The sequence below is a fragment of the Mycobacterium sp. genome, assembly GCF_036273375.1.
GTDB lineage: Bacteria > Actinomycetota > Actinomycetes > Mycobacteriales > Mycobacteriaceae > Mycobacterium.
The window spans coordinates 34,231-49,429 of record NZ_DASUHS010000027.1 but is presented as its reverse complement, the minus strand read 5'-3'; the positions used below and the strand labels follow the sequence as shown (position 1 = coordinate 49,429).

General features: G+C 65.5%; 15 protein-coding genes. 6 read left to right on the top strand and 9 right to left on the bottom strand.

Annotated features, from left to right (window positions below):
* Positions 1-3: 3 nt before the first annotated feature.
* From lpdA to exaC, 5 genes are read right to left on the bottom strand one after another with little or no spacing between them, the layout of a single operon-like run.
* A complete protein-coding gene (lpdA, locus tag VFW69_RS03030) occupies positions 4-1,401 on the bottom strand; it encodes a dihydrolipoyl dehydrogenase (RefSeq protein WP_526498030.1) in 1,398 nt (465 codons plus the stop codon).
* A 49-nt stretch (positions 1,402-1,450) separates the two neighbouring features.
* Positions 1,451-2,041, bottom strand: a complete 591-nt coding sequence (locus VFW69_RS03025; protein ID WP_526498028.1) for a hypothetical protein — start codon at positions 2,039-2,041, stop codon at positions 1,451-1,453.
* On the bottom strand, positions 2,034-2,312 hold the full coding sequence (locus tag VFW69_RS03020) for a putative holin (RefSeq protein ID WP_526498026.1): 279 nt from the start codon (positions 2,310-2,312) through the stop codon (positions 2,034-2,036). Before VFW69_RS03020 ends, VFW69_RS03025 begins: the two co-directional genes overlap by 8 nt.
* Positions 2,309-2,809 (bottom strand): DUF779 domain-containing protein, encoded by a 501-nt coding sequence (locus tag VFW69_RS03015; RefSeq protein ID WP_526498024.1) that lies wholly within the window; start codon positions 2,807-2,809, stop codon positions 2,309-2,311. The genes VFW69_RS03020 and VFW69_RS03015 overlap by 4 nt, the downstream gene beginning before the upstream one ends.
* A complete protein-coding gene (gene exaC, locus VFW69_RS03010; protein ID WP_526498022.1) occupies positions 2,809-4,332 on the bottom strand; it encodes an acetaldehyde dehydrogenase ExaC in 1,524 nt (507 codons plus the stop codon). The genes VFW69_RS03015 and exaC overlap by 1 nt, the downstream gene beginning before the upstream one ends.
* Positions 4,333-4,398: 66 nt before the next feature.
* Here exaC and VFW69_RS03005 point away from each other — a divergent pair, with 66 nt between their 5' ends.
* On the top strand, positions 4,399-6,447 hold the full coding sequence (locus VFW69_RS03005) for a prolyl oligopeptidase family serine peptidase (protein WP_526498020.1): 2,049 nt from the start codon (positions 4,399-4,401) through the stop codon (positions 6,445-6,447).
* A gap of 146 nt (positions 6,448-6,593) precedes the next feature.
* Here VFW69_RS03005 and VFW69_RS03000 read toward each other — a convergent pair whose 3' ends face one another.
* Entirely contained in the window at positions 6,594-6,809 is a 216-nt protein-coding gene (locus tag VFW69_RS03000; RefSeq protein ID WP_526498018.1) for a hypothetical protein, read from the bottom strand.
* Positions 6,810-7,009: 200 nt separating this feature from the next.
* On the opposite strand from VFW69_RS03000, the gene VFW69_RS02995 reads away from it, so the two are divergent.
* From VFW69_RS02995 to VFW69_RS02980, 4 genes are all read left to right on the top strand, one after another.
* Positions 7,010-7,321 (top strand): hypothetical protein, encoded by a 312-nt coding sequence (locus VFW69_RS02995; RefSeq protein WP_526498016.1) that lies wholly within the window; start codon positions 7,010-7,012, stop codon positions 7,319-7,321.
* 7 nt (positions 7,322-7,328) lie between these two features.
* Positions 7,329-8,240: a crotonase/enoyl-CoA hydratase family protein gene (locus VFW69_RS02990; RefSeq protein WP_526498014.1), complete on the top strand. Its 912-nt coding sequence runs from the start codon at positions 7,329-7,331 to the stop codon at positions 8,238-8,240.
* Between the two features lie 79 nt (positions 8,241-8,319).
* Positions 8,320-8,772, top strand: a complete 453-nt coding sequence (locus tag VFW69_RS02985) for a DUF5078 domain-containing protein (RefSeq protein ID WP_526498012.1) — start codon at positions 8,320-8,322, stop codon at positions 8,770-8,772.
* A gap of 70 nt (positions 8,773-8,842) precedes the next feature.
* The gene (locus VFW69_RS02980) at positions 8,843-9,115 is read left to right on the top strand and encodes an MmpS family transport accessory protein (protein ID WP_526498090.1); all 273 of its coding nucleotides are present in this window, start codon (positions 8,843-8,845) and stop codon (positions 9,113-9,115) included.
* Here the strand turns inward: VFW69_RS02980 and VFW69_RS02975 are convergent.
* The 3 genes from VFW69_RS02975 to VFW69_RS02965 all read right to left on the bottom strand — a co-directional run bounded on the left by VFW69_RS02975 (position 9,066) and on the right by VFW69_RS02965 (position 13,309).
* A complete protein-coding gene (locus VFW69_RS02975) occupies positions 9,066-11,996 on the bottom strand; it encodes an MMPL/RND family transporter (RefSeq protein WP_526498010.1) in 2,931 nt (976 codons plus the stop codon). The two genes, VFW69_RS02980 and VFW69_RS02975, sit on opposite strands and share 50 nt — an antisense overlap.
* Positions 11,993-12,541 (bottom strand): MmpS family transport accessory protein, encoded by a 549-nt coding sequence (locus VFW69_RS02970; protein ID WP_526498088.1) that lies wholly within the window; start codon positions 12,539-12,541, stop codon positions 11,993-11,995. Before VFW69_RS02970 ends, VFW69_RS02975 begins: the two co-directional genes overlap by 4 nt.
* 81 nt (positions 12,542-12,622) lie before the next feature.
* Positions 12,623-13,309, bottom strand: coding sequence for a TetR/AcrR family transcriptional regulator (locus VFW69_RS02965; protein WP_526498008.1), 687 nt, complete (start codon positions 13,307-13,309; stop codon positions 12,623-12,625).
* Positions 13,310-13,429: 120 nt separating this feature from the next.
* Between VFW69_RS02965 and VFW69_RS02960 the strand changes: the two genes are divergently transcribed.
* Positions 13,430-15,169: a cytochrome c biogenesis protein DipZ gene (locus VFW69_RS02960; RefSeq protein WP_526498006.1), complete on the top strand. Its 1,740-nt coding sequence runs from the start codon at positions 13,430-13,432 to the stop codon at positions 15,167-15,169.
* Positions 15,170-15,199 lie beyond the last annotated feature (30 nt).

Here is a 15,199-nt window from a genome sequence, read left to right as displayed (position 1 = left end):
GTCTCAGAAATTGATCATGTGTCCGGTGAGGCCGTGGAAGCATTCCTGCAGCGCCTCGGACATGGTCGGGTGGGTGTGCACGTTGCGGGCCAGCTCGGTCGCGGTCAGGTCCCACTTCTGGGCCAGCGTCAGCTCCGGAAGCAGTTCGGAGGCGTCGTGGCCGACCAAGTGTCCACCCAGCAGCTCACCGTATTTGGCATCGGCGACCAGCTTGACGAACCCACTGGGGTCACCCACACCGTGGGCCTTGCCGTTCGCGGTGAACGGGAACTTCGCCACCACAACATCGTGGCCTTCGTCGCGGGCCTGTTCCTCGGTGAGCCCGAAGCTGGCGACATTCGGTTGGCAGAACGTCGCGCGCGGCATCATTCGGTAGTCACCGAGCGCCAAAGTCTCTGCGCCGGCGATGGTTTCGGCGGCCACCACGCCCTGGGCCTCGGCGACATGGGCCAGCTGCAGCTTTCCGGTGACATCACCGATGGCGTAGATGTGCTCGATGTTGGTGCGCATGTAGTCGGTGATTCCGATGGCCTTGCGGTCGGTCAGCGCGACGCCGGCCGCCTCCAGGCCGAAGCCCTCGACATTGGGCGCAAAACCGATGGCCTGCAACACCTTCGCGGCCTTGAGTTCCTGTGAGTTGCCATCCTTGCTGACGACGACGGTCACCTCGGAGCCGTTGTCGGAGATGGACTCGACTTTCGTTCCGGTAAGGACCTTGACGCCCAGCTTCTTGAACTGCTTCTCGATCTCCTTGGAGACATCGGCGTCCTCGTTGGGCAGGGCGCGCGCCAAGAACTCGACGATGGTCACGTCGACTCCGTAGTTCTTCAGCACATAGCCGAACTCCATGCCGATGGCACCCGCGCCGGCGATGATGATCGACGCCGGCAACTCCCGGGACAAGATCTGCTCTTCGTAGGTGACCACGTTGGCCGACAGCGACGTGCCGGGGACCAGGCGGGTGCTGCTGCCGGTGGCGATGATGGCGTTGTCGAACGTGACGGTTTCGGTGCCGCCCTCGTTGAGCTCGACCGACATCGTGTTGGCGTCGGTAAAGCGGCCGTAGCCATGGATTTCGGTGATTTTGTTTTTCTTCATCAGGAAGTGCACGCCGGCGACGCGGCCCTCGGCCACTTTGCGGCTGCGGTCAAACGCGACACCGTAGTCGAAGCTCGCCTCGCCACTGATGCCGAACGTCTTGGCCTCTTTGGTGAAGATATGGGCGAGTTCGGCGTTGCGCAGCAGGGCCTTGGACGGGATGCATCCGACGTTCAGGCAGACTCCACCCCAGTACTTCGGTTCGACGACCGCGGTGGACAGGCCCAGCTGTGCGGCGCGAATGGCTGCGACATATCCGCCGGGACCGGCACCGAGGACGACGACGTCATAGTGAGAAGTCACGAGCCCACCCTAGTTGGCCACGACCCTTGGAGACCGCCGGGGCGAGGCCTCAATACGGAATGAGCCCAACGAGGCAGCGCCCCACCCGCTCGCAGTGGTAATAGCCGTACAGAGGCGCCGAGGCGACCAGCGCGGCGAACGGGCCGGACATGATCGCCACCGAGAGCGCCGAGATCACCGGCCTGCCCTGGGTCATGGCCAGCATCACCGCGCCGACGATGCACACCACCACGTAGACCAGGACCACGAACAGCGCGGGCGTCTTGTCGACGGAGTGGTACCACCAATAGAAGAGCCCCAGCCCGATCACCGCCGCCGCGGCCCACACGCCGAGCAGCACCAGGGCCAACTTCCACCACTTGAGGTAGAGGTACCGGCCGGGCACGTTGACCGGTTGTACCGGGCCGACGGGCTCGGCCGAGTCCGGCTCGCCGGCGTCGGCCGTGGGCGTCGCCGCCTGGTCTTCCGCGGTGCTGCCCGCGGGCTCTGGCTCGGTAGCGGCGGGGTGCTCGCCGGTGTCGTCATCGAACTCGGGGACCCACGCCTGGGTGCCGGTGTGCTCGGAGTCGCCTTCGTCATCGGAGAAGTCCGGCACGAACGCCTCCGTGCCGGGGCTCGAGGCGTCCTTGTCGTCAGGCACCGGCGGTCACCCGCAACGCGACCAGGACACCGAACCAGCCCGGCCCCACCGACAGCAGGAAAGCGCCCAGCATCGTGACCCACCGGCGTCCGGAAAACAGGATCATCGTCAGCCCGACCACGCTGAGGATGCCGACCACCGACGCGATGGCGATGCCCGGGTGGACGCCGGCGTGGATCGCCACGGTGCACGCCACTCCCGCCAAAAGTCCGACCGCACTGCCGATCAGCATGGCGCTGGCCAACAACCAGGGACGCGGCAGGGGGATCACTTTCTCGACTGTACTGCGGTTACCGGGCATGTCGCCGAGGCCGCGTCGGCCACCACCGGAGCCCGCGCCGCGGGGCGTTCGCCGCGTTCGTAATCGGCGCCGGTGATCACCGCCGCGCCGACCAGCGACGCCCGCTCTTCCTCGGTGAAGGCGCGGCCGCGGGACAGGAATCGCACCCCGTCGGGTGCTTCCAGGCTGAACCCGCCGCCACGGCCCGGCACCACGTCGATGACCAATTGGGTGTGCTTGTCGCGATAGTGGGCCGTGTACTGCGGACCCGAAATCCACACCGGCACGCCGTCCGTCCCGACGTCGAGCACGCCGAGCAAGACGTCGCGGTCGCCGACGAGGAAATCACCGAGCGGGTAACACATCGGCGACGAGCCGTCGCAGCAGCCGCCGGATTGGTGGAACATCACCGCACCGTGGGTGGCCTGCACCCGCGTCAGCACCTCGGCGGCCGGGGCGGTGATGACCACCCCAGCTGGCGGAGCCATCAGAAGAACCCGAGCGCCTTGTCGGAGTAGGACACCAGCATGTTCTTGGTCTGCTGATAATGCTCGAGAGCCATCTTGTGGCATTCGCGCCCGAAGCCGGACAACTTGTAGCCGCCGAACGCCGCATGCGGGGGATACACGTGGTAGCAGTTGACCCACACCCGGCCGGCCTGGATGTCGCGCCCGGCGCGGTAGGCGGTGTTGCCGTCGCGGCTCCACACGCCCGCCCCCAGGCCGTAGAGGGTGTCGTTGGCGATCGAGATGGCGTCGTCGTAATCGTCGAACGACGTCACCGTCACCACCGGCCCGAAGATCTCCTCCTGGAAGACCCGCATCTTGTTGTTGCCGCCGAAGATGGTGGGCTGCATATAGAAGCCGCCGGACAGGTCACCGCCGAGCTCGGCGCGCTCGCCGCCGGTGATCACTTTGGCGCCCTCGTCCTTGCCGATTTCGATGTAGGACAACACTTTTTCCAGTTGGTCGTTGGACGCCTGGGAACCCAACATGGTCTCGCTGTCCAGCGGATCACCCTGGCGGACCGCTTTGGTGCGGATCGCGGCCAGCTCGAGGAACTCGTCGTAGATGTCGGCCTGGACCAGGCTGCGTGACGGGCAGGTGCACACCTCGCCCTGGTTGAGGGCGAACATGGTGAAGCCCTCCAGCGCTTTGTCCTGATAATCGTCGGCCTTGGCCATCACGTCGGAGAAGAAGATGTTGGGGCTCTTGCCGCCGAGTTCCAGCGTGACCGGGATCAGGTTGTGCGAGGCGTACTGCATGATCAGTCGCCCGGTGGTGGTCTCGCCGGTGAACGCGATCTTGGCGATCCGGTTGCTCGACGCCAGCGGCTTGCCGGCCTCGGCGCCGAATCCGTTGACGACGTTGACCACCCCGGGCGGCAACAGGTCGCCGATCAAAGACATCAGGTAGAGCACCGAAACCGGTGTCTGCTCTGCGGGTTTGAGCACCACCGCGTTGCCGGCCGCCAGCGCGGGCGCCAATTTCCAGGCGCCCATCAAGATGGGGAAGTTCCACGGGATGATCTGCCCGACCGCGCCGAGCGGCTCGTGGAAGTGGTAGGCCACGGTGTCGTCGTCGATCTGCGACAGCGAGCCCTCCTGCGCGCGCAACGCCGCGGCGAAGTACCGGAAGTGGTCGGCGGCCAACGGAATGTCGGCGGCCAACGCCTCGCGGATCGGCTTGCCGTTGTCCCACACCTCGGCCACCGCCAGTGCGGCGGTGTGCTCGTCGATGCGGTCCGCGACCTTGTTCAGGATCGCCGCCCGCTCGGCCGGGGCCGCCTTGCCCCACGCCGGAGCCGCCGCGTGCGCGGCGTCGAGCGCCTTGTCGACGTCGGCCTCATCGGAGCGGGCCACCTCGCAGAAGGTCTGGCCGGTGACCGGGGTCGGGTTCTCGAAGTAGCGCCCCTTCGCGGGCGCGACCCACTGTCCGCCAATGAAGTTCTCGTAGCGGGATTCATACGACATCAATGCCCCGGCAGAACCTGGACGTGCGAAAACAGTCATCTGCTCTCACTCCTCGTGCGGATGTGTAATTCACCTCACACTACCGCCGCGGCCACAATGGTTTCCATGACGCCGCAAGCTCACCCCGCCGCCGAAGACAACCACGATCCCTACCTGTGGCTCGAGGACGTCACCGGTGACGAGGCGCTGGATTGGGTGCGGGCGCGTAACGCGCCGACGCTGGCGCGCTTTCGCGACGAGAATTTCGAACGGATGCGCACCGAGGCGCTCGAGGTGCTCGACACCGACGCCCGCATCCCCTACGTGGTCCGCCGGGGCGACTACCTCTACAACTTTTGGCGTGATGCGGCCAACCCCCGCGGGCTGTGGCGGCGCACGACGCTCGACAGTTACCGGACCGACTCTCCCGAGTGGGATGTGCTGATCGACGTCGACGAGTTGGGCAGGACCGACGGCGAGAAATGGGTGTGGGCCGGCGCCGGTGTGATCTACCCCGAATACACCCGTGCGCTGGTCAGCCTGTCCCCCGGCGGCTCGGATGCCTCCATCGTGCGTGAATTCGACATGATTACACGGGAATTCGTCGACGGCGGGTTTGAGCTGCAGGAAGCCAAGTCGCAGGTCAGCTGGGCCGATCCGGACACCGTCCTGGTCGGCACCGACTTCGGCTCCGGTTCGCTCACCGATTCCGGCTATCCGCGGGTGGTCAAACGGTGGCGCCGCGGCACACCCCTCGCCGACGCCGAGACGGTCTTCGAGGGCGCGCGTTGCGATGTCAACGTGGTGGCAAGCACCAGCCGGATCCCCGGCTTCGAGCGCACCCTGATCGGGCGGGCACTCGACTTCTGGAACGAAGAGGTCTACGAGCTGCGCGACTCGGAACTCATTCGCATCGACGCGCCCACCGATGCCAGCGTCAGCCTGCACCGCGAGTGGCTGTTGATCGAGTTGCGCAGCGACTGGTCATTGGGCGACGCTACCTACACCGCGGGGTCGCTGCTGGCCGCGAAATACGAGGAATTCCTCGCCGGCACAGCGAAATTGCAGATCATCTTCGAACCCGACGAGCACACCGCCCTCAACCACTACGCGTGGACCAAGGACCGGCTGCTGATCGTCTCACTGGCCGACGTGGCCAGCCGCGTGGAAATCGTCACGCCCGGCGACTGGCGTCGCGAAGCGGTGGCCGGCATTCCGGCCGCGACCAACACCGTCGTCGTCTCCTCCGACGACACCGGCGACGAGTTCTTTCTGGATTCCAGCGGATTCGACTCGCCGTCGCGGCTGATGCGGGGAACCGATGACGGACAACTCGAACAGATCAAGTCCGCCCCGGGCTTCTTCGATGCCGAGAACATCTCGGTGACACAGAATTTCGTGGCGTCGCAAGACGGCACCTCGATCCCCTATTTCGTGGTGCGGCCCGGCGGCTCACGGGCTTCCGACGGGCCGGCGCCCACCCTGCTCTACGGCTACGGCGGCTTCGAATCGTCGAACACACCGGGCTACAGCGGCGTGCTGGGCCGACTGTGGCTCGCCCGCGGCGGCACGTATGTGCTGGCCAACATTCGGGGCGGCGGCGAGTACGGCCCCGACTGGCACACCCAGGCGATGCGCGAGGGCCGCCACAGGGTCGCCGAGGACTTCGCCGCCGTGGCAACCGATTTGGTGGAGCGCGGCATCACCACGGTCGGGCAGCTCGGGGCGCAGGGCGGCAGCAACGGGGGCCTGCTGATGGGCATCATGTTGACCAAGTACCCGGAGAGGTTCGGCGCACTGGTGTGCAGTGTGCCCCTGCTGGATATGAAGCGCTACCACCTGCTGCTGGCCGGTGCCTCGTGGGTCGCCGAATACGGCGACCCCGACAACCCCGATGATTGGGAGTTCATCTCCGAATATTCGCCCTACCAGAACATCTCGTCGACGCGCCGATACCCGCCGGTGCTGATGACCACGTCCACCCGCGATGATCGCGTGCATCCGGGCCACGCCCGCAAGATGACCGCGGCACTCGAGGCCGCCGGTCACCCGGTCTTCTACTACGAGAACATCGAGGGCGGGCACGCCGGTGCGGCGGACAACGAGCAGGTCGCCTTCAAGTCGGCGCTGACCTACTCGTTCCTCTGGCAGACGCTTACGGTCGGCTCGGGATGAAGCGGCGCGGGATTGCGGCGCTGCTGGCGGCGGCGGTCGTGGTCGCACGCGGTCACCAGGGCGCCCAATCCCATGGGGCCGCAACCACTACCGGGCTGCTGCCGGCGGGCGTGCCCACCGGGGGGTCGCGGCCGCCGGCCGCGACATTACCGCCGGCGGCTGAGCCGCAGAACGCGACGCCGCCGATCGGGACACCACCGGGCCGGGTGGTGCCGGTTGCCGGTCATCCGGAAGGCGTCGCCGTCGACGCCGTGACCCGCATCGTGGCGGTCGCTACGCACGATCCCGATCAGCTTGTCCTGCTCAACGCCGACTCGTTGGGCATATCCGATCAGATTCCGCTGCCGGGTTCGGCACGCCATGTCGAGTTGGCCGCCCGGGCGGACCGGTCCTGGTGCCGGTGCCCTCGCGAAATCCGACGGATCTCAACGGTGCAGAACCCGTACAGCGTGGGGGTGGATTCGCAGACCGGACGCCTCATCGTCGCGGGGCGTCACCGCGGGCGTGATCCAGGTCGTCGAGCCCGGCGTCTGAGCATCCGCTCACCCTTAAGATCGTCAACGTGGCCGCGATTCAACGCATCGAGCTCACCCTGCTGGCGACGGGATTGATCGGCATCCTGGCCTCAGCGGCACAGGCGCGCTATCGCTTCATCAAGCACCGTCGCGCCGGCCGGCGGTTCTACTGGGCGACCGCGATCATCGGCATCGTCTGTTTTGCCTTCGGGACCGGCCAGCTGTGGCCGAATGGCGTCCTCGCGGCGGCGGTTTTTTCGGGCATCGTGGCCTTCTCGGCCTACCTCACCACGCCGTATTTGAAGATCGGCGGGCGAATCTACGCGTCCTCGCCGGAGAACCGCGAGCCCGACCCCTAAGGACGCCATGCCGACCAGCGACTTCCAGACCCTGCTCTATCGGACGGCCGGCGCGGTTGCCACCATCACGCTGAACCGTCCGGAGCAGCTCAACACCATCGTGCCGCCGATGCCCGACGAGATCGAGGCCGCCATCGGCCTGGCCGAACGCGACCCGGGCATCAAGGTCATCGTGCTGCGCGGCGCCGGCCGGTCCTTCTGCGCCGGCTACGACTTCGGCGGCGGGTTCCAGCACTGGGGCGAGGCCATGATGACCGACGGGAAGTGGGATCCGGGCAAGGACTTCGCGATGATCACCGCGCGCGCGACCGGGCCGACGCAGAAGTTCATGGCCATCTGGCGGGCGTCCAAGCCGGTGATCGCGCAGGTGCACGGCTGGTGCGTCGGCGGAGGCAGCGACTACGCGCTGTGCGCGGACCTCGTGATCGCCAGCGAGGACGCCGTGATCGGCACGCCTTACAGCAGGATGTGGGGGGCGTATCTGACCGGGATGTGGCTCTACCGGCTGAGCCTGGCCAAGGTGAAGTGGCATTCCCTGACCGGCCGGCCGCTGACCGGGGTGCAAGCCGCCGATGTTGAGCTGATCAACGAGGCGGTGCCATTCGAGCGCCTCGAGGCGCGGGTCGCCGAGGTCGCGGCCGAGCTGGCGCGAATCCCCTTGTCGCAGCTACAGGCGCAGAAGCTGATCGTCAACCAGGCCTACGAGAACATGGGGCTGGCGTCCACCCAGACGCTGGGCGGCATTCTGGACGGCCTGATGCGCAATACCCCCGACGCGCTCGACTTCATCAAGACGGCCGAAACGCAGGGTGTGCGGGCCGCGATCGAGCGCCGCGACGGCCCGTTCGGCGACTACAGTCAGGCCCCGCCGGAGCTGCGGCCCGATCCCACACACGTCATCGTCCCTGATCGCGACTGATACTGAGATGCACTAGCGAAATCCTGAGAGTGAGCTGGAAACTATTCCAGTCGGGCCAAAGAGTGTTACCGTAATAGCTATGTCTCGGCTGAGTACTGGCCTGCGTGCAGGCGCTGCGTTCCTTGCTCTGGGTATTACCGCTGCGATTTTCCCGTCGACTGCGGTAGCCGACTCCACGGAGGACTTCCCAATCCCCCGCCGAATGATCAACACCACGTGCGACTCGGAGCAGATCCTGGCGGCTTCCCGGGACACCAGCCCGGTGTACTACCAGCGCTACATGATCGACTTCAACAACCACCCCAACGTGCAGCAGGCGACCATCGACAAGGCGCACTGGTTCTACGCGTTGTCGCCGCCGGACCGCCGGAACTACTCCGAGAACTTCTATGCGCCACAGGCAGATCCGCTGTGGCTGGCCTGGCCCAACCACATGAAGATCTTCTGGAACAACAAGGGCGTGGTGGCCAAGGCCACCGACATCTGCAACACATACCCGCCGGGCGACATGTCGGTGTGGAACTGGGCGTAAGCCCTACGGCTTCAGGTATTCCCGTCCCCATAATTGGGGATCATCTCAGTCATTGAGTCACGCCTTGGGCGTGGTCGGTCCCTTGGTGATCGTCATCGTCATTGCGGTAGCGGCGTTCTGCGTCTCGCGGCTGCGCACCTTCTTCGGCAACCTCCCAGAACCGGCGTCGCACCGACATCAAAGGCGAAGGCCGCGTCGACAATTCTCACCGCGAAGTGTTCCAACCACGCCCCGAGGCCGAGTCGCAGTTCTTCACGCCAGCGCGAATCTCGACACTCACGCGCCACGTAAGATCAGCGCGGTTGTACCAATCCGCCCGTCGGGTGCTCCTCGACGCCGTTGAGGATCAGCTCGCGCACGGCGGGACGCGGTCCGTACGGTCGCAGCATGGTGCTGGCCGGCCGTGGACGCACGTGCTGCGGCCACCAGAACCAGCGCCCGAGCAAGGTGGCCAGCGACGGTGTCATGAACGACCGCACGATCAAGGTGTCGAACAACAGACCCAGCGCGATCGTCGTACCCACCTGGGCCATCACCAGCAGCGGGCTGAACATGAACGTGGCCATGGTGGCGGCGAACACCAGACCGGCGGAGGTCACCACCGAGCCCGAACCGGCCATCGCGCGGATCGTCCCTGTCTTTAGCCCGGCGTGGATTTCCTCCTTGAACCGCGATATCAGCAGCAGGTTGTAGTCCGAGCCGACCGCCAGCAGCAGGATGACCGCCATCGCCAGCACCATCCAGTGCAACTTCATGCCCAGGATGTACTGCCATACGAGCACGGAGAGTCCGAATGAGGCGCCCAGCGACAGCAACACCGTACCGACGATCACGAAGGCCGCCACGACGCTTCGGGTGATCACCAGCATGATGACGAAAATCAAAGTGGCTGCGGCGATTCCGGCGATCATCAGGTCGATGTTGGAGCCGTCGTGCATGTCCTTGTACGTCGCGGCGGTGCCGCCGAGGTAGACCTTTGCGCCCTCCCAGGGGGTGCCCTTGATCGCCTCGTGCACGGCCTGCTTGATCGGCTCGATGTGGTTGATGCCTTCAGGAGTCGCCGGGTCGCCTTCATGGGAGATGATCAGCCGGACAGCGTGTCCGTCCGGCGAGATGAACTGTTTGAGACCCCGCGCGAAGTCCGGGCTCTTGAACGCTTCCGGCGGAAGGTAGAACGTGTCGTCGTTCTTCGCTTTGTCGAAGGCATCGCCCTGCGCGGTGGCGTTGTCGGACTGCGCTTTCGCCTGGTCGTTGAGACCCTGTGTGGTCGCATAGTTCGACATGATGGTGTCGAGGTTGTGCTGCTGGCTCTCGATCTGCGGCGGTATCAGTGCCACCAGCTTCGGCTGGATCTGATCCAGCTTGTCGAGATTCGCGCTGAGGTTCACGATGTTCTCAGCAATCTGATCGATGCCGTCGAGCGCGTTGAAGATAGACCGGAGTGCCCAGCAGGCCGGGATGTCGTAACAGTGCTTCTCGAAATAGAAGTAGCTTCGGATCGGCCGGAGGAAGTCGTCGAACTCGGCGATTTGGTCGCGCAACGACTCGGTGATCTGCACGGTTTCTTTGGTGAGCTTGGTGGTTTCGTGTGTGGTGTTGCTGAGATCCTGGGTGACCTGCATCTGCTCGTGCAGCGTTGCCATCGTCTTGCGCAGCTCGTCCGCCTGCTTGAGCAGGTTTGCCGCCTGCTCTTCCTGATAGTGCTGGGTCTGGATCCGCCCTGCGGCTTGTGCGCCCATCTGAAAACCGAGGGTGCTGTGGTCGAGCGGCGTGCCCAACGGCCGGGTGATGGTCTGCACCCGGCCGATACCGGGGATGTGGAAGACCGCCTTGGCGACCTTGTCCAGGACGATGAAGTCGGCGGGGTTACGCAGGTCGTGATCGGTCACGATCATCAACAGCTCGGGATTGAGCCGGGCCTGGTCGAAGTGCCGGTCCGCGGCGGCATAACCGACATTGGCCGGGGTGTCCGCCGGCAGGAAGTGGCGGTTGTCGTAGTCCGTCTTGTAACCGGGCAGGGCGAGCAGACCAACCAATGCGACCGCGATGGTCACCGCGAGAACCGGTGCGGGCCAGCGGACGATCGCGGTGCCGATGCGACGCCAGCCCCGGGTCTGCAGCTTTCGCTTCGGATCCATTAGCTTGAAGAACGAGGCCACCGTCAACAGCGCCGGGCCCAGCGTCAAAGCCCCGAACACCGCGACCAGCATGCCGACCGCACAAGGCACCCCCAGCGACTCGAAGTACGGCAGCCGGCAGAAGCTCAGGCAGTACATCGCGCCGGCGATGGTCAGGCCCGATCCCAGCACGACATGCGCGGTGCTGTGGAACATGGTGTAGAACGCTTCTTCGCGGGTCTCGCCCAGACCACGGGCCTCCTGATAGCGGCCGACCACGAAAATTGCATAGTCCGTCCCGGCGGCGATCGCCATCAGCACCAACATGTTGTTGGCGAAGGTCGACAGCCCCATGATCCCGTAATTGCCCAGCGTCGCGACGACGCCACGGGCGGCGGCCAGCTCGATGAACACCATCGCCAGCATGATCAGCATGGTGACCACCGACCGGTAGACGAAAAGCAGCATCACCACGATCACCAGGAAGGTGACAAGGGTGACGACCGCGACGCCCTTCTGCCCCGAGTGCGACTGGTCGGCGAACAGCGGACCCGCGCCGGTGACGTATGCCTTGATTCCCGGCGGCGCGGGCACCGAGTCCACGATCTTGCGGACGGCCTCGGCAGACTCGTTCGCCAGCCCGCTGCCCATGTTGCCGGCGAGGTAAACCTGGACGTACGCGGCCTTTTGATCGTGGCTCTGGGAACCCGCCGCCGTCAGCGGATCACTCCAGAAATCCTGGACGTGCTGAACGTGTTCCTTGTCTTGCTCGACGCGCCTGACGATCTCGTCGTAGTAGCGGTGCGCTTCGGCCCCGAGTGGCTTGTCGCCCTCCAGCAAGATCATGGCCGAGTTGTCGGAGTTGAACTCTTTGAACGTCGATCCGACCCGCATCATCGACTGAAAGGATGCCGCGTCAGTCGGACTCATCGACACCGAGTGGGTTTTGGCGACGACCTCCAGCTGCGGGGCCACGGTGTTGGTGACGAACACGATGCCCAACCACACCAGGACGATCGGCAGCGCCAGCCGATGGATCATCCGCGGCAGGAACGGCGGGATCAGCGGCTGGTCGACGCGCGGCGGAGCCTCGTCCGGCCCGCTCATGCGGACTTGTCCAGGCAATAGACGAAGGCGTTCACGGTTTGGTTGGGATCTGAGCGATTCGGAGTCTTGATGACGTCACCGCTCCCGTCGTGCTTGTTCACCACGAATTGGCAGGCGATCCAACTGCCGTCTCCTTGCGCCACCAGGTTTGCCGGGATACCGGGCTTCGTTGAACTCAATACTTTGCTCCAGGGCAAGGGCACGTTGAGGGCCTGCTGCGGATGGGAGTTTTCGTCGAGGTAGTTGATGGTTGCCGTGCTGCCCGGTGAGCCCCAGACCTGGAGCGTGATCGTCTTGGCGTTGAACTCATCGAGGACCTCGCCCGAGGTGCCGCCGCCGAACGAACCGCGGTGAACGCCAAAGACGCCATGCAACCGGTACACCACGAATCCTGAGAGCGCGACGACAGCTACGATCGTGAGCACCAGCCAGAAGCGCCCCAGAAGCCCCTTTTTCTTGGCGCGCTGCGGGGCGATTTTGTTGCCCTCGCTGCCGCCAGAGCCCTGCGTCTTTAGCGGCTCGGTCCTTGGCTCAGTCGTCGTCATGGGCGCTTCAAGTTCTTCACCACGGGCGTGTTCACCGGTTGCAGTTCGCCAAGCCACAGCGCTTCGGCCTCCTTTCTGGGTTCATGCGGATTCCGCGATGAGGCCGACGCACGTCGCAGTCAGCAGGCGGGTAAGCGCAGACGCGAAGTCCAGATTCCACTCGGGCGGAACCACTTCGGGCTCCTCGGCGTAAACGTCGGTCAGGTGCGCCGGCGGGTTCGCGACTTGCCACAGCGTCGCCGCCAGCGAGTATGCCGCCAGCAGGATGTCGAGTGAGCCCGACCGTCCGAGTGCGGGCAGCGCGCTGCCGATCGTATCGGCCAGCGAGAGCGTGGCCCCGGTGCTGATCCGCCTGACCTCGATGACCCGTTCCGCGTCCACCTCGTGTTCCAGGTGCAGGTGCAGATTCGCCAACAGGTCGCAGAACAACGGATCCTCGGCCAGGGCTTCGGCCAGTGTCTCGGCGATGCGCGAGGGCGACTTCTTGCCGGGCTCGGCCAGCTTCTCCGACACGGTATTCGACCATCGCACCCAGCCCTCGGCGGACAGGTGCAGCAGGACTTCCTTGTGTGAAGTGAAGTAGCGGCGCACCGCCGAGTAGTGAATTCCCGCGCGGCTGGCGACTGCGGTCAGGGTGACCGACGCGACGCCTGTCTCCATTGCGAGCGAGCGCGCGGCTTCCACGAGGGCCTCCGCACGTTGGCGCTTCTTTTCCTCAGTGCGGGCGCGCTGGAATGTGAGTTGCGCCACCGGCTGAGCGTAACGCACGTGGTGTGATTTGCATAACGCACGTGGTGTGATTTGTGTGGGTCACCCGTGGTCACCAAAACAGGTAAAGGTATAACCATGCTCATCTTCCGGCACCCATCGAGCCCCTCCGAGTAGCCCGTGCAGATCATCGCCCTGATCGGGTTCTTCGGCGGGCTGATCACTGGGATCTCGCCGTGCATCCTGCCGGTGCTTCCGGTGATTCTGTTGTCCGGCATGGACAGCACCCGAGCGGACAGCCCCACCGTGAGTTCCGCGGCGCGGCCATACCTGGTGATCGCGGGCCTGGTGTGCAGCTTCAGCCTCGCCACGCTGATCGGCTCCGCGCTGCTGACGGCGCTGCACCTGCCACAGGACGCGATCCGATGGGCCGCACTGGTGGTGTTGATCCTGATCGGCCTGGGCTTGATCTTCCCGCCGGTGCAGCACCTGCTCGAGCGGCCATTCGCGTACTTCCCACAGCGTCAAATCGGCTCGGGGACTAATGGTTTCGGGCTAGGATTGACGTTGGGCGCTCTCTATGTGCCGTGCGCGGGGCCCGTGCTGGCCGCCATCGTCATAGCCGGCGGGACGTCATCGATCGGGCTCGGCGCGCTCGTGCTGACCGCGACGTTCGCCATCGGCAACGCGTTGCCGCTACTGGCCTTCGCGCTCGCCGGACGGCGCGTCGCCGAACGGGTGGCCGCATTCCGCCGCCGGCAGCGCGCAGTTCGGATCGCCGGCGGGATCGCGATGATCGCGCTGGCCGTGGCCCTGGTGTTCAACCTGCCCGCCTTGCTGCAGCGCGCCGTGCCCGATTACGCGACGGCGATGCAGAACAGACTGGGGGCCAACGACATCGCGCGCAGCCTGGCCCCGGCCGCGCAACAGTCGAACCGCGGCGGCGCGCTGCAACTGAGCCAGCCCGGCACCACCGTCGCCGGCGCACTGAGCGACTGCGCCGGCGTCTCCGCCGGGCTGCAACAGTGCGGACCGGCACCCGCCGTCACCGGCGTCACCGGGTGGCTCAACACCCCGGACGGCAAGCCGCTGGACCCCGCGTCGGTGCGCGGCAAGGTGATCCTGATCGACTTCTGGGCCTACTCGTGCATCAACTGTCAGCGCGCCATCCCGCACGTAATCGATTGGTACAACCGGTATCGCGACAGTGGGTTTCTCGTCATCGGGGTGCACACCCCCGAGTACGCCTTCGAGCGGGTGCCCGAAAATGTGGCCAGCGGCGCCGCCGATCTGCACATCACCTATCCCATCGCACTGGACAACGACTACGCGACGTGGAACAACTTTGACAACCTGTATTGGCCGGCCGAGTACCTGATCGACGCGAATGGGCAAGTGCGGCATACCAAGTTCGGCGAGGGCGATTACGACGACACGGAGAAGCTGATCCGCAAGCTGCTCATCGACGCCCATCCCGGTGTCCAGCTGCCCGCGCCGAAGCACTCGGTCGACATGACTCCGCAGACCAGGCTCACACCCGAAACGTATCTGGGTGTCGGCAAGTCCGGAAACTACGGCGGCACCGGGGATTACAAAGCCGGCACTGCCATGCTGAGCTTCCCGCCGAACCTGGCCGACGACAAGTTCGCCCTGCGCGGCCGCTGGACCCTGGACGACCAGGGGGCCACCGCAGACGGCGATGACTCCGTCGTTCGGCTGAACTTTACCGCGAAAGATGTCTATGCCGTCGTCGGCGGCAGCGGCACCATCACCGTGACCCGGGACGGCAAGACCACCACGACCCCGATCGGCGGAGCGCCCACGTTGCACCGGATCGTCGCCGACGACGCCGCGCACCGAGATCAGCTGGACATGCGGGTCAGCAAGGGCTTGCAGGTGTTCTCGTTCACCTTCGGCTAGTCGCCCATCCGCCACGTCGGCGGCTCCGAA